Source organism: Streptomyces sp. NPDC058373 (genome assembly GCF_042723275.1).
Lineage (GTDB): Bacteria > Actinomycetota > Actinomycetes > Streptomycetales > Streptomycetaceae > Streptomyces.
This window is the reverse complement of record NZ_JBHXJE010000016.1, coordinates 53,825-79,922: the sequence shown is the minus strand read 5'-3', so window position 1 is coordinate 79,922 and position 26,098 is coordinate 53,825. Positions and strand designations below refer to the sequence as shown.

Below are 26,098 nucleotides of genomic sequence, written 5' to 3'. Positions count from 1 at the left end.
GGTCAAGGCCGTGCCGTCGTACGCTCCCAGACGGTGGCCGGCGCCCCGACCCGGGCGCCCCGCCACGTCAGGAACCGCAGCCCAGACCGATCGAGAGGCGGTCCCCCAGCCCATGGACAGTGCCCAGTACCAGCGCACCATCGCCGCCAGGTTCACCGTGTTCGACCAGGACGGCAACGGCCACATCTCGCGCGAGGACTTCAGCGCCGCCGCCGCGGCCCTGCTCACCGAGTTCGGCGCCACCGCCCGCTCCGAGAAGGGCCAGGCGCTCTACTACGGCGCCGAGGCCCTCTGGCAGGGGCTGGCCGGGATCGCGGACCGCGACGGCGACCAGCGCATCACCCGCTCCGAGTTCGCGCACAGCGCGGTGAAGCGGCTGCGGGACAGCCCCGAGCGGTTCGCCGAGATCGCGCGCCCCTTCGTGCGGGCCGCCGTGGCCGTCGCCGACGGCGGCGAGGACGGCGCCGCCGGGCGGACGCAGACCGTGCGCATGCTCACGGCGCTGGGCATCGAGCCCGACGCGGCCACGACCGCCGTGGAGACCCTCGACGGCGACGAGGGCCGCATCGGCGAGGACCGCCTGCTGAAGGCCGTCGCCGCCTACTTCACCACCGCCGACCCCGACGCCCGGGACCTGTGAGGGCGGTCCGGGGGGACAAGGGCATACGCGCCGGAGCGAGGGCGCGTTCGAGGATGGGAGAGTGCACGGCGCTCAGCGGCGCTTCCGGGGACGGCCGTCGGCGCCGCGGAGGCGGACGGGTATCCACGGCGTGCGCCGGGGGAGCACGCGGTCACGGTCTGTCGATACCGGGTCGTGTCCTCGCGGCCACCCGTCACGGCATGGAGTCACCCGGTCGCTCGGGTACCTTGGGGCAGATGCGAGCGGTACGGCGTCCGATGCGGCCCGGTGGCGCCCACGAGGCGGCCCCGCAGCCCGTCGCGCGCGCCGGTCGCCGGGCATGGCGAGGCAGGGAAGCCTCGTGTTCGACTCCCCTCGGCACGCGTCGCACAGTATGCAGCACGCGTACTCCTTCGCGCTGGAATATGCCCGAAGCGCTTGTTGGGGTGACTGTACGTCAACCATGCTGTCTCTCCGAGGGATCACGTTCCGTGACCCTGTGGAGGCGCGAGGCGATGTGTCCGCCGGTTCGGATGGTGTGAGCGGTGCAGGTGCTTCAAGTTCAGCTGGAGGTCGGGCCCGACCCCGCGGAGGTCGGGCGGGCCCGCAGATGGGCCCGTTCCCGGCTCACGGGCCCCGGTACGGGTGTCGACGACGCGCTCGCCGACACCCTGATCCTCATCGTGTCCGAGCTGGTCACCAACGCGGTGGTGCACACCGGCTCCCCGGCCGTGCTGCGGATACAGCTCCCGGCCGCGCCCGACCGCCCGCCCGGCACCGTCCGGGTCGAGGTGGCTGACGCCAGCGGCCACCCGCCGCTCCAGCGCCACGCGGACCGCGACGAGACCAACGGGCGCGGCCTGGAGCTGGTCGATGGGCTGGCCGACCGCTGGGGCTGGCAGCCCGAGGGCGAGGGCAAGCGCATCTGGTGCGAGATCGACCCGCACGCCCCGGCCCCGGCCCCGGCCTTCGACGCGGCCGCCGTGCGAGCCCAGGGGTACGCGGTGCCGCAGGGCTCCTGACCGGCCGGGCCCGGCACCGCTCAGCGCCCGCCCGGCCCGCCCCCGGCCGGGCCGGCCTCGTCGGCCCGGAAGGTGCGGCGGTACGCGGTCGGGGTGACCCCGATCGCCGCCTGGAGGTGCTGGCGCAGTGACTGGGCGGTGCCGAAGCCGGAGTTCCGGGCGATCCGGTCCACCGGCAGATCGCTGGTCTCCAGCAGCGCCCGGGCCCGCTCGACGCGCTGCTGGACCAGCCACCGGCCCGGGCTGAGCCCCACCTCGTCGCGGAACCGCCGGGTGAGGGTCCGCACCGACACCGACTCGCGGGCCGCCAGGTCGCGCAGGCTGATCGTCTCGTGCAGCCGGGAGAGCGCCCACCGGCGGGCGGCCGCCGTGGGGACGTTCTGGCTGCTCGCCGGGACCTTCGCGATCTGCGGCGCCTCCACCAACGGCCTGGTCAAGACGCACTTCGTGCCCGCCGCCCACGACCACGGCATGCCGGTCACCGCCGCCTCGCTGCTCGCCGTCATCGGCGTCTTCGACGTGATCGGGACCGTCGCCTCGGGCTGGCTCACCGACCGCTTCGACGCCCGCCGCCTGCTCGCCGTGTACTACGCCCTGTGCGGCGTCTCCCTGCTCCTCCTGCCGATGCTGCTGGCCCCCGACGTCCCGCCCGCCGATGGTCTTGGGTCGCCACCGTGCCCCCGACCATGGCCCTGTGCCGCGAGCGGTACGGCGAGGACAGCGCCATCGTCTTCGGCTGGGTCCTCGCCTCCCACCAGGTCGGCGCGGCCGCCGTCGCCTTCGCCGGAGGCGTGGCCCGCGACGTCTTCGGCTCGTACGACGTCGTGTGGTACGCCTCGGGCGCCTTGTGCGCCATGGCGGCGCTGCTCGCCCTCATGATCCGGCGTACGCGGGCGCGTTGACCGCCGGCCCGGTCAGGCGGGGGTCGAGTCCTTGTCGGGGGTGGCCGCGTCCGGCGCGTCCGGGGTGGCCGCCGTCTCCGGTGCGGGTGCCGTCTCCGTGCCGTCCCCGCCCTTCCGCCCGGACCGCCCCGCCTTCCGCTCCGCCTTCGCCTCGGACCTGGCCTGTTCGGCGGCGGCCTTGGCGCGGGCCCGCACCAGCCGGGCCCGGTCGCGGGGGATGGCCCGGGCGGTGCGGGCGGCGTCCCGGGCGAGGTGGCGCAGGGCGCCGTCGACCGGGTCCGCGAACCCGGTGAAGTACAGGCCGGGTGCGGCCTCGGGCGCCTGGGGGGCCGTGGTGACGGGCAGGCCGTCTGGGGTGAGCAGGTCGAGGCCGGCGACCAGGTCCTCCAGGCCGCGCCGGTAGCCGGTGGCCGCGATGACGGTGTCCGGGGTGATCCGCTCGCCGTCGGCGAGGACGACCTCGGCGCCGTCGAACGCCTCGACCGCGGCGACCGGTTCGACCGCGCCCCGCCGCACCAGCGCCGCCAACTCCGTGGCGTGGACCGGCGTCCGCCCGGCCTTGGCCCGGCTGTACGGGCCGTCCGCCGGGCGCGGCAGGCCGTGCCGCGCCAGGTCGGGCACGCCGATCCGGTGCAGGCGCAGCAGGGCGTCGGCGAGCCCGGCCGGGATGCGCCGGGCCAGCCGGGCGGAGCGCTGGGCGGGCCAGCCGAGGGTGGAGCGGCGCAGCAGGTGCGGGGGTGTGCGGACGGCGAGGCGGACCCGGGCGGCGCCGCCCTCGGCGAGGTCGGCGGCGAGGTCGCAGCCGGTGGAGCCCGCGCCGACGACCAGGACGTCCTGGCCCTCGTAGGGGCGGGCGTCGCGGTAGCGGGAGGCGTGCAGGAACGTTCCCGTCCACGTGTCGCGCCCCGGCCACGCCGGGAGGTACGGGGTGTGGTTCCAACCGGTGGCGACGACCACCGCGCTGCCGGTCAGCACCCGCCCGCCGGACGCCTCCAGCTGCCACAGGTCGCCCTCGGCGGGCGAGATCCGGGCCACCTCGACGCCGGTGACGATCTCCAGCTCGTGGAACTCCGCGTACGTGTCGAGGTAGCGGACCAGGTCGGCGCGGGAGGTCCAGCGGCCGAAGGAGCGCGGCAGCGGCACGCCCGGCAGGGCCGAGTGGCGCCGGGTGGTGGTCAGCCGCAGCCGTTCGTAGTGGCCGCGCCAGGCCGCGCCGACCGCGTCCGCCTTCTCCAGGATCACGGCGCGCACCCCGCGCCGGCGCAGCTCGGCGGCGACCGCCAGCCCGCCGGGCCCGCCGCCGATCACGTACACGGGGTGCACGGTGTGCGCGGGGGTGGGGGCGGTGAGGGGCTGAGCGTCGGTCATGAGCGTCGAGCGTAGTGACCCTGGCGGCCGGCGGGCGGCCTGGGCGGCCGAAACCCGTTGCGAATGGGTCACGGTCGCGGAAGTGGCGGGATGTATCCGGAAATCGCCGGTGGCACTGTCGAGTTGGTGTGACCGCCGGGTGACGCGGCGGGCAATCCGGTGGCGGGGGCCTGGCCGCGCTGTGAAGATGCCGGGACCGGAGCGGCGGGCGCCCGCGGGTCATCCGCGGGCGGGACGAGGAGTGCGGCATGACGAGTGGCAGCGGCCCGAACGGGCCCGACGAGGCGGCCGGTTGGCGGCGTACGGAGTCGCTGGGCGAGTTCCTGACGGCCGCCGGGCCGTACCTGCGCTCCGAACCCGCTTTGCACACCGTCCCGTTGACCGTCACCGACGCCCTCGCCCGGCAGGGGATGGGCCTCTACGGCGACGTGGCGCCGCGGTTCGGCTGGCGGGAGGCGCCCGGCGCCGCGTACGCCGCCCTGCTCTGGACCCCGCCGTGGCCCCCCTCGCTGATCGGTGGGGACGAGACGGCGGCGCGCCAGCTGGCCCGGTCGCTGGCCGGGGACGAGGGGCCCGTGCCCAGCGGCGTCCGTGCCCGGCCGGAGCCGGCGCGTGCCTTCGCCGAGGAGTGGACCCGGCTGACCGGCCACGTCTCCCGCCTGGCCTTCCGCACCCGCCTCTACCGGCTCGGCACCCTCCACCGGCCCGCCCCGCCGCCCGGCCGCGCCCGCACCGCCGGGGAGGGCGACCGGGCGACGCTGGAGCGGTGGTACGAGGGGTTCGCCGACGACGTGGGGCTGACCGTCGGGCTCGCGGCGGACGTCTGGGTGGACGCGGCGCTCGCCAGGGGCGGCATCCGGCTCTGGGAGGACGAGGGGCGACCCGTCGCGATGGCGGTGGCGACCCTGCCGGTGGGCGGGTCGGCCCGCGTCGCTACCGTCTACACCCCGCCCGAGCTGCGCGGCCGCGGCTACGCGGGCGCCGTCACCGCCGATCTCAGCGCCCGGGTCACCGCCCGGGGCGACGAGGCGGTCCTCTTCACCGACCTCGCCAACCCGACCAGCAACGGCCTCTACCGGCGGCTCGGGTACGAACCGGTGGCCGAGTTCGAGGAGTACGCCTTCGCGTCGGGCCCGGCCGGGGAGTAGGCGCCACCGGGGCGGTGGGGCAGGCGCGAGCGTCCCACCGTCTCCCTCTCCGGCCGGCGTCCCCGCAGGTCGGCGGGCGGGACGTCCCGTACGGACGTCACCTCGCGGTGCGTCGTGGTGGCCGCGGGACGGGCGCCCGCAAGCTGGGGGCGAGCAGGCCGGGTGCGGTCGGCTCTCCGCCCACCGAAGGGGAAACACATGCGTGCCCTGACCAGGACGCTCGTCAGCGTCACCACCGCCGCCGCGATCGCGGCCGGGGGCCTTGCCGCCGCCGGGGCCGGCGCCGCCGCTTCGGCCGCCCAGCCCGCGGTGAGCGCGGTGGCGGCCGTCGCCCCGCGCGCCGTGAACAACCTCGGCCTGACCTCCGCGGAGGCCAAGAAGGTCCAGCGCAACATCAAGGCCGACTGGGGCTACAAGGGCGCCATCGACGGGCTGCTCGGCACCGAGAGCTGGAAGGGCATCCAGCGGCCCCTCAAGAAGTACAACGGTTACCAGGGACCGATCGACGGCATCGTCGGCAAGGACACCGTGAAGGCGCTGCAGCGCCTGCTGAAGGCGCGGTACGGCTACACCGGCGCCGTCGACGGGATCGCCGGGGCCGGGACCAAGGCCGCGTTCAAGCGGTTCGCCAACAAGCTCTGAGGCTGGGCGCCGCCCGCACGCACCGGGGCCGCGCTCCGGTGCGTGCGGGTGCGCCCCGGTCACGGCCAGAGGAGCTGCCTGGTCCAGGTGGCGGTGGACGGGGACGGGCGGCGGTAGGCGAGGCGGACATGGCGGCGGGCGGTGTCGGCCTGCCAGAACTCGACCTCGGTGGCGGCCACGACGTACACCGTCCACTGCGGTACGTCGGTCTCCGGCTCCGCCTCCGCCGTGCGCCACGCCTCCCGGGAGGCGTCGGCCAGCTCGTCCAGCGAGCCGAGGGGGTCGCTCTGGCGGCCGGTCAGGGCCGCCGCGAGGGCGCCGGTGGAGCGGGCGTGCAGGTCGGCGCGGGACTCCTCGGGGGAGGCGGGGAGCACCGGGCCGCGGATCCGGATCTGGCGGCCCTGGGCGGGCCAGTAGAAGCCGAGGGCGGCTTGGGGGGAGGCCGCCAGGTGGCGGCCCTTGCGGCTGTCGGCGCGGGTGGCGACGCGCCAGCCGCGTGCGTCGGCGCCGCGCAGGGTCACCGTCCTGACGTCCGGGGCGTTCTCCACGTCCACCGTGGCCAGGGACGGGGTGTGCGGTTCCGGCTGCCCGGCCTCGACCGTTTCGGCGAACCAGGTCACGAACAGGGGGAGGGGCTCCGCCGGGGCTGTGGTCGGGTCGAAGGCAGGGGGGTTGTTCTGCCAGGGGTGCTGTTGGCGTAGCAGGGCTTCGAGGGCTTCGGCTGGGGTGGTCATGCGGGGATGGTTGCCCATGTGCCGGGCTCGGATTGGCCTCAAGCGCCGGCCGGGCTGGGTTTTGGCTTCGGGCGCCGGGTGGGCTGAGGTGGCCTCAAGCGCCGGCCGGGCTTGGGTGTGGTCGGCCGGGGTGGTGATGCCACGACGGCGTCCCGCCGGTGGGCGGGACGCCGTCGTGCAGACAGGACAGGGGGGAGGTGCAGGGGGCGGACCGTTTCCCCTGCGGGGGGTTTCGGCGGGGCGTGGGTCCGGGACCGGGCGGGTCGGGCGGGGGCCGACAGGCGGGGCCGACGGGCCGGGAGCCCGATAGTCCGGGGAGCCGCGGGCGGAGGTCAGGGCGGCCCGGTGTTGTGCTCGGGTTACTTTGTGGGCTTCTTGCCGGTGACGCCGAGGTGGACCAGGTGGGCCAGGTTGGGGCGGAGGTCGGCCTGCTTGACGCCCCAGGTCTGGAAGCCCTTGAGCTGGGAGGTGACGCCGGAGAGCATCACGACCAGGGCGCCGGAGACCGCGGCGGGGTTGATGCCCTTGTCGACGCGGCCCTTCGCCTGGAGTTCCTTGATGGAACCGGTCAGCGGAGTCGTCGCCGAGTTGAGGATCCTCACGCGGAGCTTGGCGAACCGCTTGTCGCCCTCGGCCGCGCCCAGGTCGACCACGCGCAGGATCGCGTCGTTCTTCTTCCAGAAGTCCAGGAAGTCGTCGACGAAGTCCTGGGCGGTCTGCCACCCGGCCTTCCCGACCCAGCTGCGCCCTTCCAGGACTTCCGACAAAGAGCCGCTTTCCGAGGCCATTTGTTCGGCGATCTCCAGCACCGCCCCTTCCACATCGGGGAAGTACTGGTAGAAGGTCGCGGGTGATGTTCCGGCCTTGCGGGCGACATCGATGACTTTGACGTCCCGGTAAGGCGACGAGTTGAGCATTTCGCTGAGGCAGTCGAGCAACTTCTGACGCGTCGCCTGACCGCGTCGCCCGGCCACTCGGCCGTCGACGGTGCGTACTTGTCCTGTCATGCTGTCAGCTTACCGACGGCCCAACAGAGCGCGATTCGATCGACTGCAAATGGGGTTGGGCCAAGGGAAATGGCCTTCGTGAGGGGGTAAAGGGGCCCGCGAACGGCTCCGGAATATGGCCCTCGTATTGCGCGCGGACGCTTTTTCGGCGGGGTGTGCGCGGAGGTGTGCGGACTGTTGTCCGGAGGATTCCCCGCACCTTGTGCCGGTGCCGCCGCCCTACCTCTCGTCCGTGGCGCGCGCACCCGGGTCGGCCGCCCGCTGGGCCGAACGAGTGGTGCGCGACCGCCGGACCGCCCGTACCGCACGCGGCCGATCTCTGTCCACAGCCTGTGGACGGTCAGGCGCACCGGCAGGGCGCGGCGCCTCAGTGCCACCCCCTCCCCAACGCTGGTGGCATCACCTGGTAGCGGGCATGGTGGGATGCGGTGGGGCCCGGGGGGTGGTGAGGCGCGCCCGGTTCGTAGGAGATCATGGCGAGACATCCCGGTTCCGCACCAGGTTCGCCACGCACCGGCCCGGCCAGGAACAATCGGGGGGCGTGCCGCCGGGGGCGGTTCGGTGGTGAGACGCTGCACGGGACCGTCCGGAAGGACGGTTCGTACGGGGAGGTGGGCAGGTAGTGGTGGAGCAGCTTACGCAGCACGACCCGAGACGGATCGGACCGTTCGAGGTGCTGTCGCGGCTCGGGGCCGGCGGTATGGGCCTGGTGTATCTGGCCAGGTCGGCGTCGGGGCGCCGGGTGGCGATCAAGACGGTCCGCACCGAGCTGGCCGAGGACCAGCTCTTCCGGGTCCGCTTCACCCGCGAGGTCGAGGCCGCGCGCGCCGTCTCCGGCTTCTACACCGCCGCCGTGGTCGACGCCGACCCCCGCGCCCCCGTCCCCTGGCTCGCCACCGCCTACGTCCCCGCGCCCTCGCTCGAAGAAATAGTGAACGAGTGCGGGCCGCTGCCCGCGCCCGCCGTCCGCTGGCTCGCCGCGGGCATCGCCGAGGCCCTCCAGTCGATCCACGGCGCCGGACTGGTCCACCGCGACCTCAAGCCGTCCAACGTCCTGGTCGTCGAGGACGGCCCGCGCGTCATCGACTTCGGCATCGCCTCCGGCGTCTCCAACACCCGGCTGACCATGACCAACGTCGCCGTCGGCACCCCCGCCTACATGTCGCCGGAGCAGGCCAAGGACTCCCGCAGCGTCACCGGCGCCAGCGACGTCTTCTCGCTCGGCTCCACCCTCGTCTTCGCCGCCACCGGCCACGCCCCGTACCACGGTGCCAACCCGGTCGAGACGGTCTTCATGCTGCTCCGCGAGGGTCCCGACCTCGAAGGGCTCCCGGAGGAACTGCGGCCGCTCATCGAGTCCTGCATGCAGATGGAGGCGCCGCTGCGCCCCAGCCCCGCCGACCTCCAGGCCCAGTTGGCCCCGCACCTCTTCGGCTCCGGCAGCGACGACAGCGGGACGGCCTCCGCCTGGCTGCCCGAGTCGGCCGTCGGCCTCATCGAGGAGCGCCGCGGCGGCCGCATCGCCGTGCCCGCCGGTTCCCGGCCGCGCCCGGCCGTGCCGCCCCCGCCGCGCCACCAGCCGCCGGTGCCGCCGCCGCCCGCCCGCATCCCGGACGACCCGCCCGCCGACCCGGTCTGGCCGGGCAACGGCAACGGCAACGGCGACGGCAGCCCCGACTCCGGCCCGGTCCGCCTCGCCGGGCTGCCGGTGCCGATCGGCCCGGGCCCGCGCGTCGCCGACAGCCGGGCCGCCGCCCGCCGCGCCACCCCGCCCGGCGGGGGTCTGGCCGCCTCCTGGTCGCGGGGTGCGGCCGCGCCCGCCGGGGTGCCCGCGGCGCCGCCCGTACCCGCGGTGCCGCCGCCGACCGCGCCACCGGACGCCGGTCCGGCCTCCTGGCGGCCGTGGCGGTTCCGCATGTCCAACGACGTGTGGGGCACCCCGACCCTCGCCGGGGACCTGGTCTACGTCACCTCCTTCGAGGTGCACGCCCTCGACGTGGCGACCGGCCGCCGCCGCTTCAAGACCCGCGACGTCGCCTGGTCGACGGCGGTCGCCGACGGCCGCATCCACGCCTCCGACGGCCCCACGCTCTACGCCCTCGACGCGGCCGACGGCGGCGACCTGTGGCGGATGCCGACCGACGCCTGGGTGTACTCCCTCAAGGCCGACCGGGGCACCGTCGTCACCGGCACCCGCGGCGGCGGCGTCCAGGCCTGGGAGGCGGCCAACGGCGAGAAGCTGTGGGAACTGACCGGCGCCCAGAGCGACTTCGAGACCCCGGAGGCGGGCCCGGTCGTCCACGACGGCACGGTCTACGTCTGGCAGGACGCCCGGCTGCGCGCCCTGGAGGCCCGTACGGGCCAGGAGCGCTGGTCGTACCCGATCGGTGACGCGGCCTCCTGCGGCGGCGTCCCGGTCCGCCTCACCCAGGCGTCCGACGGGTACGTGTACGTGGCCGCGGGCACCCGCGCGCTCGCCATCGACGTGCTCGGCGGCCACGTCCGCTGGCACTTCGAGTCGCCCGCGGTCTTCCTCTCCCCGCCCGCCTTCGCCCCCGGCCCGGCCGTCACCGGCGGCGGCGTCTACCTCACCGACTACCTCGGCACGGTCTACGCCCTCGACGCCACCGACGGCCGCGACCGCTGGCGGATCGCCACCGAGGCACGCTCCGCCATCGAGCCGGTCCTCGTCTCGGGCGGCCACGTCCACGTCGGCAGCGGGAAGGGCCTGTACACCCTGGACGCCGTCACCGGCACGCCCAAGTGGCGGTTCCAGGCGGGCGGCGAGGTCATCGGCTCCCCGGTCGCGGCGGGCGGCCGCATCCACTTCGGCTCCGCCGACCACTGCCTCTACACCCTCGACGCGGCCGGCGGCCAGCTCCGCTGGAAGCTCGCCACCGGCGGCGAGATCACCGGCACCCCCGTCGTCCACGGCAACGTCGTGTACGCCTGCAGCAAGGACCGCTGCGTCTACGCGCTGGACGCGGTCAAGGGGACGGGGACGGCGGCGCGGCCCTGACCGGGGGCGCGGCGAGGACGGTGTCCGCCGGGCCGAGTTGTCCGCGCTCGGTCAAGGACCGGTAAAGGTCCGGTCGCAGCCCTGTCCCGGGGGACGGTCACGGGGCAGGGCGCCGCTAGCGTGAACTCCCGTACGGCGCCCAGGGGCGCGGGAGTCGCGGGCCGGCACGGGCGCGCGGCACGGGGACACACGGGGGACAGGGATGCGACGACACCTGCGGTTCACGGCGGTGCTGATCGTGGTGGTGCTGGCGTTGACCGGCTTCTCCACCGGCAGCAGCAGCGGCAAGAGCGGCTCCAAGAGCAAGAGCCGCTCGTCGAGCGGTTCGGGCGGCGGCTGCTCCAGCTCGAAGAAGGACAACGACACCTCGCGCGGCTCCGGTTACCGGGGCGGCTACCGCGACACCCACGACGACTCCTCGTCGTCCTCCGGCGGCTCCTCGGTGTCCGAGACCTCCGACACCCGGGTCACCGTCACCGTCGTGGACTGCGCGGGCCCCGGCCGCACCAAGCGCGCCAAGCCGGACACCACGGCGGCCCTGCGCGTCACCTCGCACATCACCACGGGCGAACAGCGGGTGAAGCTCGTCCTGCACTTCAAGAACTCCGTCGGGGGCACCATCGACAGCCCCACCGCCGACCTGCGCCTCGGCCCCGGCGAGACCCGTACCGTCACCGTCCGGATGAACAGCCCGCGCGAGGCCTCCCGGGTCCGCGACTGCCAACTGGACCGGGTGACCACGGTGTCCGTCTGACCTTCGCCGCACGCCACGAGCCCGCCGGAGCCGCTCAGGCCCCGTCGGGCTCCGCCGTACGCTCCCAGCGCCGTTCCCCGTCCTGCCACCACGGAGTCGGCCGCAGGCCGGCCGCCGAGGCGACGGCGACGGAGGCCGCGTGCTCCGGGTGGACGTGCGCCACGACGGTCGGCACCCCCTGCCGCACCACCTCCGCCACCAGCGCCTTCGCCGCCTCGGTGGCGATGCCACGCCCCTGCCAGGCCGTCCCCGTCACCCACGCGACCTCGGCCACCGGGCCCGGCCCCACCGTCACCTGCACGGTCCCCACCAGCGCCCCGGCCTGCCGCAGCCGTACGGCCCAGTTCCCCCACACCACGGCGGGGTCGGGCGACCCGGCCGCCAGCCGTGCGTACCGCTCCCGCAGCGCCCCCGCCTCCAGCGGCGCCCCGCCGATGAAGGTGTGCAGGGCCGGATCGGCGAGGACGGGGGCCAACTCCGCGGCCTGGTCGGGGTGGAGCGGGAGCAGGTCGAGGCGGGGGGTGTGCAGGGGGCGTGGGGTGAAGGCGGGGGAGGTGACGGGCACAGGGCTCGCTTCCGGGCGCGGGGGCGGGGAGTCGGCGTGGTGCGGCCGACCCGTCAGCCCGCCCGCTCCCCGGCCGACGGCTCCACGCAGAACTCGTTGCCCTCGGGGTCCGCGAGGACCGCGAAGCCGCGCCCGTCCGGGCGGCGCCGGTCGTCGACCAGACGGGCGCCGAGGTCCAGCAGGCGGGTGACCTCCTCGTCGCGGGTGCGGTCCTCGGGCTGGAGGTCGAGGTGGACGCGGTTCTTCAGCGTCTTGGCCTCCGGCACGGTCACGAAGAGGAGCGTGGCGCCCTCGGAGAGCACAAGGGCCTCCGGGTCACCGGGGAAGTCGTCGTCCGCGAGGCGTCCGCCCAGGACCTGGGCCCAGAACTGGCCCGAGGCGTAGGGGTCGTGGCTGTCGAGGGTGATGTGGCGTACGCGTGAGGTCATGGGGGCACGGTGGCGTAACGGCGCCCCCGCCGCACCTGGTTTTCGCGGCAGCCCGCCGGCCGGCGCGTACCGGGACGCACGTCGGCCGCGGCGGCTCCCCCTCCGCGCCGCCGCGGCCGATCCCCCGTGCGTTCCCCCGTGTGTCCCCCGTTCCTCCTCCCCCTGTGGGTCCGCGGCTCCCCCCGGGCCGCGGACCCCGCACCCCCGTGCGGGAGGAGGACGAGCGGAGGAAGGTCAGACCTCTTCGCCGGTGACGTGGTCGTCGAGCGGCTTGGTGCCCGTGACGTGGTCGTCGAGCGGCTTCGGGTCCGTGCCGCCGGTGACGTGATCGTCCTGGGGCTTGACGACGGTCGGGTCCTTCTTCTTCTCTTCACTCATGCGGGACTCCATGTCCTGATGTCCTGAACGGTCCGGATGGTGTGTTCCTCCGTCGGACGGCCGGTCCGGTTGATCAGGCCGGACCGGCCGGGTGCCGGAGACGGATTCCGTCCGGCGACTCCCCCGAGGACGCCGGACAGAACCCGGACCGCCCCATGGGGCGGCCTCGGCGATCCGCCTGCCCCCCGACGCGACGGATCGATACGCAGAGCATGGCGGAGACCGATAAACGTTCGATGAACGTGCTCGCACCTTAGGCCAGGTGACTGACACTCAACTCGGCGCGTGGGCGAGCAGCCCGCGTACGTCCGCCGCCTCCGGCCTGCTCAGACGCTCGTACACACCCAGGGCCTCCGTCCAGCAGGCGCGCGCACGGCCCTGCTGGCCGAGGGCGAACAGGGCCTTGCCGAGGAGAGTGAGGACGTTGCCGCGCCGCCAGTCGCCGCCGATCCGGCGCAGCTGCGCGAGGGCCTGTTCGGCGAGGGTGGCGGCCTTGGCCGGCTCGCCGGTGGTCAGCGCGATCTCGGCCATGCGGAAGAGCGTCATGCCCTCCCAGAGAGGCTGGCGGTTCTCCTGGAAGACCGGCAGCGCCCCGCTGAGTTGGTCCACCGCCTCCTCGTGGCGGCCCGACGCGGCGAGGGCCAGCCCGAGGGCGTACATGCCGTTGGCCAGGCGCCAGGTGAGGCCGACCTCGTTGTAGATGGCGAGGGCGCGTTCTGCGAGGGCGACGGCCTCGGCGGACTCGCCGGACTCCAGCAGGACACGGGAGAGGTTGCTGAGGGCGCTCGCCTCGCCGGGCCGGTTGGCGTCGGCGCGGAACTCCTCGATGGCGCGGCCCAGGTACTCGCGGGCCTCGGGGTGCTGGTTGCGGTAGATCGCGGCGATGCCGCGGATGTTGGAGGCGTAGCCGCCCGCGACCGGGTCCCCGGCGGCGGCGCTCAGCCGCATGCCGTGGTCGGCCTCCTCGTCGGCCTGCGCGAACTTGCCGGTCAGCCGGTAGGAGTGGGCGAGTATGGTGCGCGCCCTGGCCTGCGCCAGCAGGTCCTCGCGCTCCTCGGCGGCGGCCAGCGCCACCGCGGCCACCTGCTCGTACTGGCGGGCGTCGGCCCCCGACTCGGCCAGGTCCTTCGCCGCGAAGAGCAGGTCGACGGCGCGCCGCAGCGTGGCACCCCCGGCGTGCTGGCGTACGCAGGCCAGCAGGCAGGACGCTTCCCGGAACAGCCAGTCCCAGGCGGCCGTACGGTCGGTGAAGGCGAGCCCCGCCGCCTCGGTGGGGGCCAGGTGGGCGTGGAGCTGGTCGCCGGGGCGCTCCAGGGCGTACACACCGGCGGCGGTCGCCAGGTAGAAGTCGAGGAGGCGGGAGAGGGCGGCGGCCCGGTCGGGGCCCTCGTCGCGCTCGGCGCAGGCGCGCGCGTAGAGGCGGACCAGGTCGTGGTAGCGGTAGCGGCCCGGGGCGGCGGACTCCAGGAGGCTGGTGTCGACGAGGGATTCGAGGAGGTCCTCGGTGGCGTCGGCGTCCAGGTCGAGCAGGGCGGCCGCCGCGTCCAGCGAGATGTCGGGGCCGTCGGCGAGGCCCAGCAGCCGGAAGGCGCGGGCCTGCGCGGGCTCCAGCTGGCCGTAGCCCAGCTCGAAGGTGGCCTTCACGGCGAGGTCGCCGGCCTGGAGCTCGTCGAGGCGGCGGCGCTCGTCGGCGAGCTTGGCGGCGAGCACCGAGACGGTCCAGGTCCGGCGGGAGGCCAGCCGGGAGGCGGCGATGCGGATGGCGAGCGGCAGGAAGCCGCAGGCGGCGACGACGTCGAGGGCGGCCTCGCGCTCCGCGCCGACGCGTTCGGCGCCGACGATGCGGGTGAAGAGCTGGAGCGCCTCCTCGGGCGACATCACATCCAGGTCGACCAGGTGGGCCCCGGCCAGGTCCACCATCCGCACCCGGGAGGTGATGAGGGCGGCGCAGCCTCCGGCGCCGGGCAGCAGCGGGCGGATCTGGGCGGCGTCGCGGGCGTTGTCGAGGAGGACCAGGACGCGGCGGCCGTCGAGCGTGGAGCGGTAGAGGGCGGCCCGCTCGTCCAGGCCCGTCGGAACGGCCGATTCCGGGGTGCCGAGGGCGCGCAGGAACGAGCCGAGGACGGTCTCGGGGTCGGCGGCGCTGCCGTCGGTGCCCTGGAGGTCGACGTAGAGCTGGCCGTCGGGGAAGGCGGGGCGGGCGGCGTGCGCGACGTGCACGGCGAGGGTGGTCTTGCCGACGCCGCCGATGCCCGCGACGGCGGAGACCGCCATCACCCGGCCGCCGACCGAGCCGAGGGCGTCGCCCAGTTCGGCGACGAAGGCGGTCCGGCCGGTGAAGTCCGGGACGGTGGCGGGCAGCTGGGCCGGGCGCACCGGTGCCGATGCGGGCTGCTCGGCCGGCGCCTCGGGCTCGGCGAGGGCCGGGTCGGCGGCGAGGATGCGGCTCTGGAGCTCCCGCAGTCCGGCGCGCGGGTCGACGCCCAGCTCCTCGGCGAGCAGGCGGCGGGTGTCGGCGTAGACGGCGAGGGCCTCGGCCTGGCGGCCGGAGCGGTAGAGGGCGAGCATCAGCAGTTCGCGCAGGTGCTCGCGGAGCGGGTGGGCCGCGGTGAGCGCCGTCAGCTCCGAGACGGCCTCGGTGTGGCAGCCCTGCTCCAGGTCCATCTCCAGCAGGTTCTCCTGGAGTTGGAGCCGCCACTCCTCCAGGCGGGTCCGCTGGGTGCGCCCGTGCGGTCCGGGCACCCCGGCCAGCGCCTCGCCGTCCCACAGACCGAGCGCCTTGCTGAGCAGGCCCCGGGCCTGACCGAGGTCGCCGGAGCCGGCCGCCTTCTCCGCCTCGGCGGCCAGCTCCTGGGCCACCGTCAGGTCGAGGGCGCCGGGCCGCACGGCGAGGGCGTAGCCGCCGGAGACGCTGGTGAGGTCGCCCGGGTCGATGATCTTCCGCAGCCGCGAGGCGTACGTGCGGATCGCCGGGAGGGCCTGGGACGGCGGCTCCTCGCCCCACAGGGCGTCGATGAGTTCGGGGGCGGTCGCGGTGCGGCCCTCGCGCAGGAGCAGCACGGCGAGCAGGGCCTGCTGCTGCGGGGTGCCGGGGGCGAGCCGGTCGCCGCCGCGCCAGGCCCGGACCGGTCCGAGGACGGCGTAGCGCATCGCGGAGCCCTGGGGGCCGGCTCCGGGGGCGCCCGCCGGGGGAGTTCCGGCCCGGTGCGACTGGTCCGTCCGGTCCGTCTCCGCGGCAGGCGGAGGAGGCTGCTCCGGCATCTCGCCCGAGACCGAGCGCTGCTCCGGTACCGGTGCTCCGCCGTTCATCCCGACCCCCTGCGTCCACTCGTTCGCGCCTCTTCGGTCCCGCCCTGTGCACACGGGGAAACGCAGGGGACAGTCTGCCTTGTCGGCCCCGCTTGCGGCAGGCGTGAGAGGCAGCTCTCACAGGGCCCGCCCACGCGCCCCGTGCGGACCGGCCACGCCGGGGCCGACGGGCCGGTCGGCCCACCCCGCCCGGCATATCGCCCCACGCGTGCTAAAAAGGGCATCCTGTCCGAGCTGGACCGGTGTGAGCTGGAGGTGGAGGGGCCCGGCCCCCGACGTCATGGATCTGCGTTCCGTCGCATCCCTCTACGAGAGTGCCGAGAACCTCGGGGCGCCCGTCGCCTCCGTCCACCTCGACACCGCCCACGACGACCGGCTCTCCGCCACCCACATCGAGCACCGCTGGCGCGCCCTGCGCGACGGCCTCGCCGAGCACGGCTGCGACGAGGAGACCCTGACCGTCCTCGACAAGGCGGTCGGCGGCGTCCCCGACCTGCCGGGACCGCAGGGCGAGTCGGTCTTCGCCGCCGACGGCCGGCTGCTGGGCGTGCACACCCTCGCCGCACCCCCGGTGCGTGACCACGCCTCGCTGCTGCCGATCCCCGACGCGCTGGCCCTCGTCGTCGACCTCGACCGCCAACTCCCGCACGTCGTCGTGGCCGTGGACGAGCACGGCGCCGACGTCGACGCCTTCCCGGTCAGCGCCGAACAGCCCGACACCCGCCGCACCTTCCACGGCTCGACCCTGCACCTGGCCGGGCTGCTGGCCGACGGGCCGGTCACCGGCGTCACCCGGCGCCGCCGCGAGGGCGACTGGGCGACCGTCGCCGGGCAGGTCGCCCAGGACGTGATCGCGGCGGTCGGCGAGGTCGGGGCGCGGATGGTCGCGGTCACCGGCGACCCGCAGGCCCTCGAATCGCTCCGCGAGCACCTCTCGCCGGCCTTCTCCGCCCCCGGCGACATCCCGCCCGACCTGGTCCTCGTCTCCGGCGGCCGCCCCAGCGGCGGCGACCCCGCGGCCCTCACCGAGCTGCGCCGCAGCGTCGACGCCGCCGTGCACGACGCCACCGCCGCCCGCCACCGCGCCGCCCTCGAACGCTTCCGCGGCGACCTCGCCCGCCACCGCGCCGCCGAGGGCATCACCGACACCGCCACCGCCTTCGCCCGCGGCCGCGCCACCGCCCTCCTCCTCGCCGCCGACCGCGAGAACGATCCCCAGCTCTACGCCTCCGCCACCGACCCGCGCGCCCTCGCCACCCAGGCCCCCGCGCTCGACGGCGACCCGACCGCCTTCGCCGGACAGGCCGGGCCGCTGCTGCTGCGGTCGGCGGTGGCGGCCGGGGCGGAGTTCTCGGATATCCTCACGCCGCATCAGGTGCCGGACGGGGCCGGGGCGCTGCTGCGGTAGGGCGGTACCGGTCGGTCCGGGGGCCGGGGCGGACGGGCCCTGTCGGTCCCCGGGTGTTCAATCGGCCCCATGCCCGCACCTGACCCGGCCCCCCACCGCCGCCCCGAGGACGCCTCACCCGGCTCCGCGTCCGAGCCCGCCCCCGCCCCCGTCACGGGCGAGACCCTGCGCGGCGACGACTGGTACGGCCGCGACCTGACCGGCCTCACCTACACCGCCTGCGACTTCTACGACACGGACTGGACGGAGACCACCGGCAGCGGCGCCCGCTTCGACCGCTGCACCTTCTCCGGCGTCCGGTTCAACGTCTCCCGCCTGGCCGCCACCGCCTTCACCCACTGCGTCTTCCGCCGCTGCACCTTCTTCGACGCCCGCCTCGACCAGTGCAAGGCCGTCGGCTCCACCTTCGACGCCTGCTCCTTCCAGCTCCTGAAGGTGACCGGCGGCGACTGGTCCTTCACCTCGTTCCCCCGCGCCGACCTGCGCAAGGCCACCCTCGACGGCGTCCGCATGCGCGAGGCCGACCTGCGCGGCGCCCGCCTGGACGAGGCCGTCGTCACCGACACCGACCTCTCCGGCGCCTTCCTCGCCGGGACCACCCTCACCGGCGCCGACCTGCGCGGCTCCGACCTCACCGCCCTCGACGCCCACACCCTGGACCGCACCGCCCTCGCCGGGGCGCGGATCGACCCGGTCCAGGCGGTGGGGATCGCGGTGGGGATGGGGTTCGAGGTGGGGTGAGTCCGGCCGGGGCGGGGCAGGTTCCGGCCCCGCCCGGCGCGACGTCGTACGCCGACTCCACGGCACCGGAAGCGCCGACCGCCCCCCTTGCTCCCGGCCGCCCCCGCGCCGCGCCGCCGCCCGTCCCTCGTACGCTGCGAGGGACGGGGCGGCGGCGCCCCTGGGCAGTGGGACGAGGTGCGGACATGGTCAACCGGTTCATCGGTGCGCTCTGGCACCGGCTGCGCGGGCCCGTCCAGTGGCGGGTGATGTGGCTCGCGCACGCCACGTTCATGGTCGGCGTCACCGGCGTGGTCCGCGACGACGAGGGCCGCGTCCTCCTCCTCCACCACCGCCTGTGGCGCAGGGACACCCCCTGGGGCCTGCCCACCGGCTACGCCCGCCGGGGCGAGCCCTTCGAACAGACCGTGGTCCGCGAGGTCAAGGAGGAGACCGGCCTCGACGTCACCCCCGGCCCCCTGGTCCGCCTCACCAGCGGCTACAAGCTGCGCGCCGAGGCCGCGTACGAGGCCCGTCTGACCGGCGGCACCCTGCGCCTGGACCCCCGCGAGATCCTCGACGCGGGCTGGTACGCGCCGGATGAGCTTCCGGACGGACTGATCGCCTCGCACCGGGAGTTGATTCTGGGCGTGGGGGCCGGATCCCAGGCTTCCGGGGCCGGGTAGAGCGCTATCCGCCGCCGCCCGGGAGGCCGATGGCCTCGGCCAGCCGCCACACGCCCGTGCTCGGGTCGACCTCTGGCTCTTTGCCGGGCGGGCAGAGCTTCTTCGCCCGGCGGACGGCCTCGCGCCAGGTGGGGCCGTACTGGCGCTCGAAGGCGAGGCTGGTCTTGTCGTAACCGGGCACGGCCTCCGGAGGGAGGGCGGTAAAGCCTTGTAGGAGGCAGCGGGTGACGTGTGGTCCGCGAGGTGGGGGAGGAGCCACAGCTCGAAGCACGGGTGGGAGAGGGCGACGTGGAGGTTCTCGTGCTGCTTCGCCTCGGCGAGGGCGGCGGGCACGTCGCGGAACCTGATCCCGGTCGCCGCCCCCACGAGTGCGGCTCCCCTACGGCCGCCAGTACCCCAGCGCACTCACCCTCTCCTTCGCCGCCCCCAGCTCCTTCCGCGCCCACCCCGCCAGAGTGCGGGCGGTGTGGGTGTCGGTGGCTATCCAGAGGTAGGCGTCGGTGGGGAAGGTGGGGAGGGCGGATCTGACGGTTTCGGTGAGGCGGGCTCCGGCGCGTTCGCGGGGGACGGTGTGGAGCGTGTGGCGGGACGGGTCGGTGCGGAAGGGGAGGCCCTGGACGGCCGGGTCGGCCTCCGGGGCCGTGGTCGTCGCCGTGCCGGAGGCGGCTGCGGGGGTCTCGAACCAGATGGTCGCCGGGGTGGCCGGGAAGGTGTCGAGGAGGGAGTTGAGGGCGGGGAGGGAGGCCGGGTCGGCGACGGCGTAGAGGTGGGCCGGGGCCGGGTCGGGGGTGGTGAAGCCGGTGCCCTGGACCGTGGCGTCGATGGTGTCGCCCGGGGCCGCGGTGCGGGCCCAGTCGCTGGCGGTGCCCTCGTGCAGGGCGAACTCCAGGCTGAAGGTGCCCGTTTCGGGGTCGGGGTCGACCAGGGTGTAGGCGCGCTGGTGGGGTTTGCCGTCGCGTTCGAACCAGACGCGGACCCACATCGTGGGGTGGACGCCCGACTGGGCCAGCAGCCCGCCGTCGGTGAAGCGCACCCGGCGGTACTCCGGGGTGACCTCCTCGCTGCCCGTGACGGTGAACGTGAAGTCCTTGCCGCGCAGCAGCTTGAGGACGACGCCCTCCCAGCCGTGACCCACGGTGATCTCCTCCCCTGACTATTACTTTAGGTTAGGCTAACCTAAATCTTCGGGGGTGTGGAGGCTTGGGGAAGGTTCGGGGAAGCCGACCGGGCGGACCGGCGCGGAGCTGCCCGGGACCCGTCGGGGAGGACGCGCCCGACGGTGCCCCGAGGCCCCGGGCGCCGGGGCCTCGGGGCACGCCACCTACGGCAGGCCGGACCTGACGGCACATCGATGCCCGGCGACGGGCGGGGAGCGACGAGACGGATGAGAGCCGAGAGAGCCGAGAAGGCCGAGAAGGCCGAGAGAGCCGGGGGCGCGGGCACGGCTCCGGGAGCCGGGGGCCGGGCCGGGCGCCCCGCCTTCGAGCTGTTCCGCGACGACTGGGGGATCCCGCACGTGCGCGCGGGCGGCGCGCGCCAACTGGCGTACGCCCAGGGGTACGTGACCGCGCTGGACCGGGCCTGGCAACTGCACGTCGAGCACCGCCGCCTGCTCGGCACCAGCGCCGCCTTCCTCGGTGCCGACTCCGCCGACTGGGACGGCCTCGCCCGCCGGACCCGCCTCGCCGACACCGCCCGCCGCTGCCACGACCGGCTCGACGCTGCCACGGCCGCCTGGGTCGCCGCGTACGCCGCCGGGGTCAACGACGCGTTCGCGGACGGGGCGTACGAGAGGAGCCCGGAGTTCGCGCGTACCGGCAGCGTGCCGGGCACCTGGGAGCCGTGGACGCCGCTCGGGGTCTGGCTCTCCACCCACCTGCTCTTCGCGGGCTTCTCCGCCAAGCTCTGGCGCGGCGAACTCACCCGCCGCCTCGGCGCCGACGCCCTTCCTCTCTTCGCCACCGACGGCCCGGGCACCGCCGGCAGCAACGGCTGGCTCGTCACCGGCGACCGTACGGCGACCGGCGCCGCCCTCATCGCGGGCGACCCGCACCGCTTCATCGAGGACCCGGGGGTCTACCAGCAGATCCACCTCGCCACGACCGGAGCGGAGGGGGCCGCCACCGACGTGGTCGGCCTCGCCGTCCCCGGTGTCCCCGGCCTCGCCCACTTCGGCCACACCGGACAGGTGGCCTGGGCCATCACCAACGCCATGGCCGACTACCAGGACCTGTACCGGGAGCGGCTGCGGCGTACCGGCGCCGGGACCGTCGAGGCGTACGGGCCCGACGGCTGGGAGGAGGTCCGGGCGCACACCGAGACGTACCAGGTGGCGGGCGGGGAGCCGGTCACCGTCGAGGTGGTCGAGACGCCGCGCGGGACCGTGGTCGTCGGCGGGCCGGACGCCGGGCCGCTGCCCGGGGAGGAAGGCCAGGAGGGCGCGGCCAACGCGCTGGCCCTGCGCCACCACCCGCGCGTCTCCGGCCGCCTCGGCTTCGAGACGCTGCCCGCGCTGCTCACCGCCCGGACCGTCGCCGACGTGTCGGCCGCCGTCGACCACTGGGTCGAGCCCGTCAACGTCCTGCTCGCCGCCGACACCGAGGGCGGGCTGCTGCACCGCGTCGCCGGGTACGTGCCGCGCCGTTCCCGTGCCAACCGGCTCGGCCCCGTCCCCGCCTGGGAGACCCGCCACGCCTGGCAGGACGAGCCGGAACCGCTGCCCGAGGCGCCCGCCGGCACATGGGCCGATCCGGGGCTCGCCGTGATGGCCAACGAACGCGGGCTGGCGGGCCCGCTGGGCACCGAGTTCGCCCCGGACTACCGCGCCGACCGCATCCGTGCCCTGCTCGCCGCCCGGAGGGGATGGCGAGCCCCGGACATGGCCGCCGTCCACATGGACACCCACCTCGCCTCCGCCCGGCCCCTGCTGGCCCTCCTCGCCCACGTGGACCCGGAGCCCCTCGGCGAGCCCGCCCGTCGGCTGCGCGCACGCCTGCTCGCCTGGGACCGGCACATGGAGGCCGACTCGGTGGACGCCGCCCGGTACGCCGCCTTCCGCGCGGAGGCCGTACGGCTGCTCGCCGCGCACCCGGCGCTCGTGGGGCTGACCGGGCCGGCCGGAACGGCCCGCCCCGACGGCTACCCGCCCGTCTTCCGGCCGTGGCTCTTCGCCACCGCGCGGATCGCGTACGCCCTCGAATCGCTGCTCACCGGCGGGCCCGTCCCCGAGGCCGACCGGCTCGCGCTGGTCGCCCGCGCCCTGGAGGCGGCGGCCGAGGACGCGACCGAGCTGCCCTGGGGCGCCCTGCACCGACTCGCCCCCTGGCAGGCGCTGGCCTCCGGCGAGGAGTGGCCCGCGCTCGGCGGCGACCACGACTGCGTCCTCTCCACCTCCAGCCTCCCCGGCATCACCCACCTCGCCGCCCGCGGCCCCGCCGCCCGCTACGTCTGGGACCTCGCCCGCCGCGACGACAGCCTGTGGGCCGTCCCCTTCGGTGCCTCCGGCGTCCCGGGCGACCCGCACGCCCGCGACCAGCTCCCCGTGTGGCAGGGCGGCGCCCTCGTCCCCGTCGTCACCGACTTCGCCCGGCTGCGCCGCGTCCCCGCGCCCGCCGCCGACCCGGCCCCCGCACCCGCCCCGTCCGACAGGAGCCCCGCCGCATGAGCATCCCCAGCCCCGACCTCAGCGACCGCACCCCAGTCCACACCCACCACGTGGACGGCTTCGGCGAGGTCCGCCTCGTCCCCGTCGACCCCGACGCCGACCTCGACCTGCTGTACGCCTGGGTCACCGAGGAGCGCGCCCAGTTCTGGGGCATGAACGGCTACACCCGCGAGGAGGTCCACGAGACGTACACCTTCCTGGACTCCCTCACCACCCACCACGCCTACTTCGCCGTCCTCGGCGGCCGCCCCGCAGCCCTCTTCCAGACGTACGAGCCGCAGGCCGACCCGCTCGGCGAGTGCTACGACGTGAGCCCCGGCGACCACGGCGTCCACCTGCTCATCGGCCCCGCCCACGGCGGCCGGCCCGTCCCCAACTTCAGCAGCGGCCTCATCGTCGCCCTCATCTCCTACTGCCTCACCGACCCGGCCCACCAGCGGATCGTCGTGGAGCCCGACGCCCGCAACGTCAAGGCGATCGAGCGGCTGCGCCGGGTCGGCTTCGTCCTCGGCCCGGAGATCGACAAGCCCGAGAAGCGGGCCCGCCTCGCCTTCCTGGAGCGCGAGGACGCGGTGGCCGCCGTCAAGGCCGTCTCCCAGCGCTGACACCGCGAAGAGGGCCTCTCGGTTCGCGATGGCGTCGAGGCTCAGGCACAGTGGCCCCATGGATGACCTCAACGCCCTCGCGGACGAGCACCTGACCGCGGCCCACGCCGACCCGCACGGGCGCAGCGCACACCTCCTCGTCCACGAGGACTGCCTGCGCCAGAGCATCATCGCGCTCACCGCCGGGACCCGCCTGGACGAGCACAACGCGCCCCCGGCAGCCTCCCTCCAGGTGCTGCGCGGAACCGTCCTCGTCACCGCGGTCTCCGGCGACACCGAGCTGCACGCCGGCCAGCTCCACCCCCTCCCGCAGGAGCGGCACGGCCTGCTCGCCGTGGAGGACGCGGCGGTGCTGCTCACGGCGGTCAACGACTGACCCGCACGCGGCAGGCGCAACCCCGGGGCGCCCGGGGCCTGATGCCGCGCCCGCCCCCGGGGCCGGCCCGCGCGCCGTACTCCGCTCGTATGCTGCGTGTATGACTGATGCGCAGCCGGTACGGCCGACCGAGAATGCCATGCGCCGAGCGCTCAAGCGGGCTCGGGACGGGGTGGCGCTGGACACCGCCGAGGCGGCGGTGCTGCTCCAGGCGCGGGGGGAGCAGTTGCGGGACCTGTCGGCCTCGGCCGCGCGGGTGCGCGACGCGGGCCTGGAGGCGGCCGGGCGCCCGGGCGTCATCACCTACTCCCGGAAGGTCTTCATCCCGCTGACGCGGCTCTGCCGGGACCGCTGCCACTACTGCACCTTCGTCACCGTCCCCGGCAAGCTGCGCCGCGAGGGCCACGGCATGTACCTCTCGGCCGACGAGGTGGTGGAGATCGCCCGCGAGGGCGCCGCCCTCGGCTGCAAGGAAGCCCTCTTCACCCTCGGCGACCGCCCCGAGGACCGCTGGCCCGAGGCCCGCGAATGGCTCGACGCCCACGGGTACGACGACACCCTCGCCTACGTCCGCGCCATGGCCATCCGCGTCCTGGAGGAGACGGGCCTGCTCCCGCACCTCAACCCGGGCGTCATGAGCTGGACCGACCTCCAGCGGCTCAAGCCCGTCGCCCCCTCGCTCGGCATGATGCTGGAGACCACCGCGACCCGCCTCTGGTCCGAGCCCGGCGGCCCGCACCACGGCTCGCCCGACAAGGAGCCCGCCGTCCGCCTGCGCGTCCTGGAGGACGCCGGCCGCTCCAACGTCCCCTTCACCACCGGCGTCCTCATCGGCATCGGCGAGAGCTACGAGGAGCGCGCCGACGCCCTCTTCCAGCTCCGCCGCGTCCAGCGCCAGTACCAGTCCATCCAGGAAGTCATCGTCCAGAACTTCCGCGCCAAGCCCGACACCGCGATGCGCGCCATGCCCGACGCCGAACTGGAGGAGCTGGCCGCCTGCATCGCCGTCGCCCGCCACATCCTCGGCCCGTCGGCCCGCATCCAGGCCCCGCCGAACCTGGTCGACTCCGAGTACGCGCTGATCGTCGGCGCGGGCATCGACGACTGGGGCGGCGTCTCCCCGCTCACCCCGGACCACGTCAACCCCGAGCGCCCCTGGCCGCACATCGACCACCTCGCCGAGCGCACCCGCGAGTCCGGCTTCGAGCTGCGCGAACGCCTCACCGTCTACCCGGAGTTCATCGCCCGCGGCGAACCCTGGCTCGACCCGCGGCTGCTCCCGCACGTCCGCGCCCTGGCCGACCCGGAGACCGGCCTCGCCCGCGAGGACGCCCTGCCCGAGGGGCTGCCCTGGCAGGAGCCCGACGAGGGGTTCACCGCGAGCGGCCGCACCGACCTACACCGCACCATCGACACCGAGGGCCGCACCGGCGACCGCCGCGCCGACTTCGACGCCGTCTACGGCGACTGGGAGGCGCTGCGCGAGCAGGCCGCCCCCGGGATGGTCCCGCAGCGCATCGACAGCGACATCCGCGAGGCCCTCGCGCAGGCCGCCGACGACCCGACCCGGCTCAGCGACGACCAGGCCCTCGCCCTGCTCCACGCCGAAGGACCGGCCCTCGACGCGCTCTGCGGCATCGCCGACGACCTGCGCCGCGCCACGGTCGGCGACGACGTCACGTACATCGTCACGCGGAACATCAACTTCACCAACGTCTGCTACACCGGCTGCCGCTTCTGCGCCTTCGCCCAGCGCCGCACCGACGCCGACGCCTACACGCTCTCCCTCGACCAGGTCGCCGACCGCGCCGCCCAGGCGTGGGAGGTCGGCGCCACCGAGGTCTGCATGCAGGGCGGCATCCACCCCGACCTGCCCGGCACGGCCTACTTCGACATCGCGCGGGCGGTCAAGGAACGCGTCCCCGGCATGCACGTGCACGCCTTCTCGCCGATGGAGGTCGTCAACGGCGCCAGCCGCACCGGCCTGTCGATCCGCGACTGGCTCGCCGCCGCCAAGGAGGCCGGGCTCGACTCCATCCCCGGCACCGCCGCCGAGATCCTCGACGACGAGGTCCGCTGGATCCTCACCAAGGGCAAGCTGCCCGCGGCCGACTGGATCGAGGTCGTCAAGACCGCCCACGAGCTGGGCCTGCGCTCCTCCTCCACGATGATGTACGGCCACGTGGACCAGCCCCGCCACTGGCTCGGCCACTTCCGCACGCTGGCCGCCATCCAGCAGGAGACGGGCGGCTTCACGGAGTTCGTCACGCTCCCCTTCATCCACACCAACGCCCCGGTCTACCTCGCGGGCATCGCCCGCCCCGGCCCCACCACCCGCGACAACCGGGCCGTCACCGCGATGGCCCGCGTCCTGCTCCACCCGCACATCACCAACATCCAGACCAGCTGGGTCAAGCTCGGCGCGGAGGGCGCCGCCGAGATGCTCCGCTCCGGCGCCAACGACCTCGGCGGCACCCTGATGGAGGAGACCATCTCCCGCATGGCGGGCTCGCGTTACGGCTCGTACCGCTCCATCGAGGACCTGCGCGCCATCGCCACCCTCGCGGGCCGCCCGTCCAAGCCGCGCACGACGCTCTACGGCGAGGTCCCGGCCGAGCGGGTCGCGGCGGCCGAGGCGTCCGACGGGCACCTGCCGGAGCTGCTGCCGCTGGCGGAGTGAAAAAGGCGGGGGGCGCCGCGACGCCCCCCGCCCCCTCCGGGGCACCAGGGCGGTGCCGGCGCCG

22 protein-coding genes and 2 pseudogenes are annotated in these 26,098 nt (G+C 75.2%); 14 read left to right on the top strand and 10 right to left on the bottom strand.

The window, feature by feature from the left end; genetic code table 11:
- Positions 1-112: 112 nt before the first annotated feature.
- A complete protein-coding gene (locus ACFWMZ_RS12705; RefSeq protein WP_383174369.1) occupies positions 113-640 on the top strand; it encodes an EF-hand domain-containing protein in 528 nt (175 codons plus the stop codon).
- A gap of 524 nt (positions 641-1,164) precedes the next feature.
- Positions 1,165-1,641 carry an ATP-binding protein gene (locus ACFWMZ_RS12700; protein ID WP_383174372.1) on the top strand — a complete coding sequence of 159 codons (477 nt, stop codon included), beginning with the start codon at positions 1,165-1,167 and terminating at the stop codon, positions 1,639-1,641.
- Between the two features lie 20 nt (positions 1,642-1,661).
- Here ACFWMZ_RS12700 and ACFWMZ_RS12695 read toward each other — a convergent pair.
- Positions 1,662-2,012: pseudogene (locus tag ACFWMZ_RS12695) on the bottom strand (helix-turn-helix domain-containing protein); the annotation flags it as partial.
- Here ACFWMZ_RS12695 and ACFWMZ_RS12690 point away from each other — a divergent pair.
- Positions 1,999-2,543: pseudogene (locus ACFWMZ_RS12690) on the top strand (MFS transporter); the annotation flags it as partial. The pseudogenes ACFWMZ_RS12695 and ACFWMZ_RS12690 sit on opposite strands and share 14 nt — an antisense overlap.
- A gap of 12 nt (positions 2,544-2,555) precedes the next feature.
- On the opposite strand, the gene ACFWMZ_RS12685 reads toward ACFWMZ_RS12690, so the two are convergent.
- Positions 2,556-3,911, bottom strand: coding sequence for a flavin-containing monooxygenase (locus tag ACFWMZ_RS12685; RefSeq protein ID WP_383201314.1), 1,356 nt, complete (start codon positions 3,909-3,911; stop codon positions 2,556-2,558).
- Between the two features lie 248 nt (positions 3,912-4,159).
- Between ACFWMZ_RS12685 and ACFWMZ_RS12680 the strand changes: the two genes are divergently transcribed.
- Together ACFWMZ_RS12680 and ACFWMZ_RS12675 are read left to right on the top strand one after the other, a co-directional pair.
- A complete protein-coding gene (locus tag ACFWMZ_RS12680; RefSeq protein ID WP_383201311.1) occupies positions 4,160-5,059 on the top strand; it encodes a GNAT family N-acetyltransferase in 900 nt (299 codons plus the stop codon).
- 198 nt (positions 5,060-5,257) lie between these two features.
- On the top strand, positions 5,258-5,701 hold the full coding sequence (locus ACFWMZ_RS12675; protein WP_383201308.1) for a peptidoglycan-binding protein: 444 nt from the start codon (positions 5,258-5,260) through the stop codon (positions 5,699-5,701).
- 59 nt (positions 5,702-5,760) lie between these two features.
- Here ACFWMZ_RS12675 and ACFWMZ_RS12670 read toward each other — a convergent pair whose 3' ends face one another.
- A complete protein-coding gene (locus ACFWMZ_RS12670) occupies positions 5,761-6,435 on the bottom strand; it encodes a pyridoxal 5'-phosphate synthase (protein ID WP_383174382.1) in 675 nt (224 codons plus the stop codon).
- Between the two features lie 359 nt (positions 6,436-6,794).
- Positions 6,795-7,442 carry a TetR family transcriptional regulator gene (locus tag ACFWMZ_RS12665; RefSeq protein ID WP_383201305.1) on the bottom strand — a complete coding sequence of 216 codons (648 nt, stop codon included), beginning with the start codon at positions 7,440-7,442 and terminating at the stop codon, positions 6,795-6,797.
- Positions 7,443-8,064: 622 nt separating this feature from the next.
- Here ACFWMZ_RS12665 and ACFWMZ_RS12660 point away from each other — a divergent pair.
- Positions 8,065-10,461 carry a PQQ-binding-like beta-propeller repeat protein gene (locus tag ACFWMZ_RS12660; RefSeq protein ID WP_383201303.1) on the top strand — a complete coding sequence of 799 codons (2,397 nt, stop codon included), beginning with the start codon at positions 8,065-8,067 and terminating at the stop codon, positions 10,459-10,461.
- A 202-nt stretch (positions 10,462-10,663) separates the two neighbouring features.
- Positions 10,664-11,215, top strand: a complete 552-nt coding sequence (locus ACFWMZ_RS12655) for a hypothetical protein (protein WP_383201300.1) — start codon at positions 10,664-10,666, stop codon at positions 11,213-11,215.
- A 34-nt stretch (positions 11,216-11,249) separates the two neighbouring features.
- On the opposite strand, the gene ACFWMZ_RS12650 is transcribed toward ACFWMZ_RS12655, so the two are convergent.
- The 4 genes from ACFWMZ_RS12650 to ACFWMZ_RS12635 form a co-directional block, all read right to left on the bottom strand.
- The gene (locus tag ACFWMZ_RS12650; protein ID WP_383174393.1) at positions 11,250-11,780 is read right to left on the bottom strand and encodes a GNAT family N-acetyltransferase; all 531 of its coding nucleotides are present in this window, start codon (positions 11,778-11,780) and stop codon (positions 11,250-11,252) included.
- Between the two features lie 53 nt (positions 11,781-11,833).
- Positions 11,834-12,208: a VOC family protein gene (locus ACFWMZ_RS12645; protein ID WP_383174396.1), complete on the bottom strand. Its 375-nt coding sequence runs from the start codon at positions 12,206-12,208 to the stop codon at positions 11,834-11,836.
- Between the two features lie 234 nt (positions 12,209-12,442).
- Positions 12,443-12,586, bottom strand: a complete 144-nt coding sequence (locus ACFWMZ_RS12640) for a hypothetical protein (protein WP_383174399.1) — start codon at positions 12,584-12,586, stop codon at positions 12,443-12,445.
- A 273-nt stretch (positions 12,587-12,859) separates the two neighbouring features.
- Positions 12,860-15,895 carry a BTAD domain-containing putative transcriptional regulator gene (locus tag ACFWMZ_RS12635; RefSeq protein WP_383201297.1) on the bottom strand — a complete coding sequence of 1,012 codons (3,036 nt, stop codon included), beginning with the start codon at positions 15,893-15,895 and terminating at the stop codon, positions 12,860-12,862.
- Positions 15,896-16,175: 280 nt separating this feature from the next.
- On the opposite strand from ACFWMZ_RS12635, the gene ACFWMZ_RS12630 reads away from it, so the two are divergent.
- The 3 genes from ACFWMZ_RS12630 to ACFWMZ_RS12620 all read left to right on the top strand — a co-directional run bounded on the left by ACFWMZ_RS12630 (position 16,176) and on the right by ACFWMZ_RS12620 (position 18,709).
- Entirely contained in the window at positions 16,176-17,303 is a 1,128-nt protein-coding gene (locus tag ACFWMZ_RS12630; protein ID WP_383201294.1) for a hypothetical protein, read from the top strand.
- Between the two features lie 69 nt (positions 17,304-17,372).
- Positions 17,373-18,044, top strand: a complete 672-nt coding sequence (locus ACFWMZ_RS12625; protein WP_383174408.1) for a pentapeptide repeat-containing protein — start codon at positions 17,373-17,375, stop codon at positions 18,042-18,044.
- Positions 18,045-18,229: 185 nt separating this feature from the next.
- Positions 18,230-18,709, top strand: coding sequence for an NUDIX domain-containing protein (locus ACFWMZ_RS12620; RefSeq protein ID WP_383201291.1), 480 nt, complete (start codon positions 18,230-18,232; stop codon positions 18,707-18,709).
- Positions 18,710-18,713: 4 nt separating this feature from the next.
- Here the strand turns inward: ACFWMZ_RS12620 and ACFWMZ_RS12615 are convergent, their stop codons facing one another.
- Together ACFWMZ_RS12615 and ACFWMZ_RS12610 are read right to left on the bottom strand one after the other, a co-directional pair.
- Complete coding sequence (locus ACFWMZ_RS12615) at positions 18,714-18,890, bottom strand: hypothetical protein (protein ID WP_383174414.1); 177 nt, start codon at positions 18,888-18,890, stop codon at positions 18,714-18,716.
- Between the two features lie 198 nt (positions 18,891-19,088).
- A complete protein-coding gene (locus tag ACFWMZ_RS12610) occupies positions 19,089-19,844 on the bottom strand; it encodes a siderophore-interacting protein (protein ID WP_383201289.1) in 756 nt (251 codons plus the stop codon).
- 249 nt (positions 19,845-20,093) lie between these two features.
- Between ACFWMZ_RS12610 and ACFWMZ_RS12605 the strand changes: the two genes are divergently transcribed.
- From ACFWMZ_RS12605 to ACFWMZ_RS12590, 4 genes are all read left to right on the top strand, one after another.
- Positions 20,094-22,373: a penicillin acylase family protein gene (locus ACFWMZ_RS12605; protein ID WP_383201286.1), complete on the top strand. Its 2,280-nt coding sequence runs from the start codon at positions 20,094-20,096 to the stop codon at positions 22,371-22,373.
- A complete protein-coding gene (locus tag ACFWMZ_RS12600) occupies positions 22,370-22,978 on the top strand; it encodes a GNAT family N-acetyltransferase (protein WP_383174423.1) in 609 nt (202 codons plus the stop codon). The genes ACFWMZ_RS12605 and ACFWMZ_RS12600 overlap by 4 nt, the downstream gene beginning before the upstream one ends.
- Before the next feature lie 58 nt (positions 22,979-23,036).
- On the top strand, positions 23,037-23,354 hold the full coding sequence (locus ACFWMZ_RS12595) for a cupin (RefSeq protein WP_383174426.1): 318 nt from the start codon (positions 23,037-23,039) through the stop codon (positions 23,352-23,354).
- 100 nt (positions 23,355-23,454) lie between these two features.
- Complete coding sequence (locus tag ACFWMZ_RS12590; protein WP_383201283.1) at positions 23,455-26,034, top strand: bifunctional FO biosynthesis protein CofGH; 2,580 nt, start codon at positions 23,455-23,457, stop codon at positions 26,032-26,034.
- Positions 26,035-26,098: the final 64 nt, after the last annotated feature.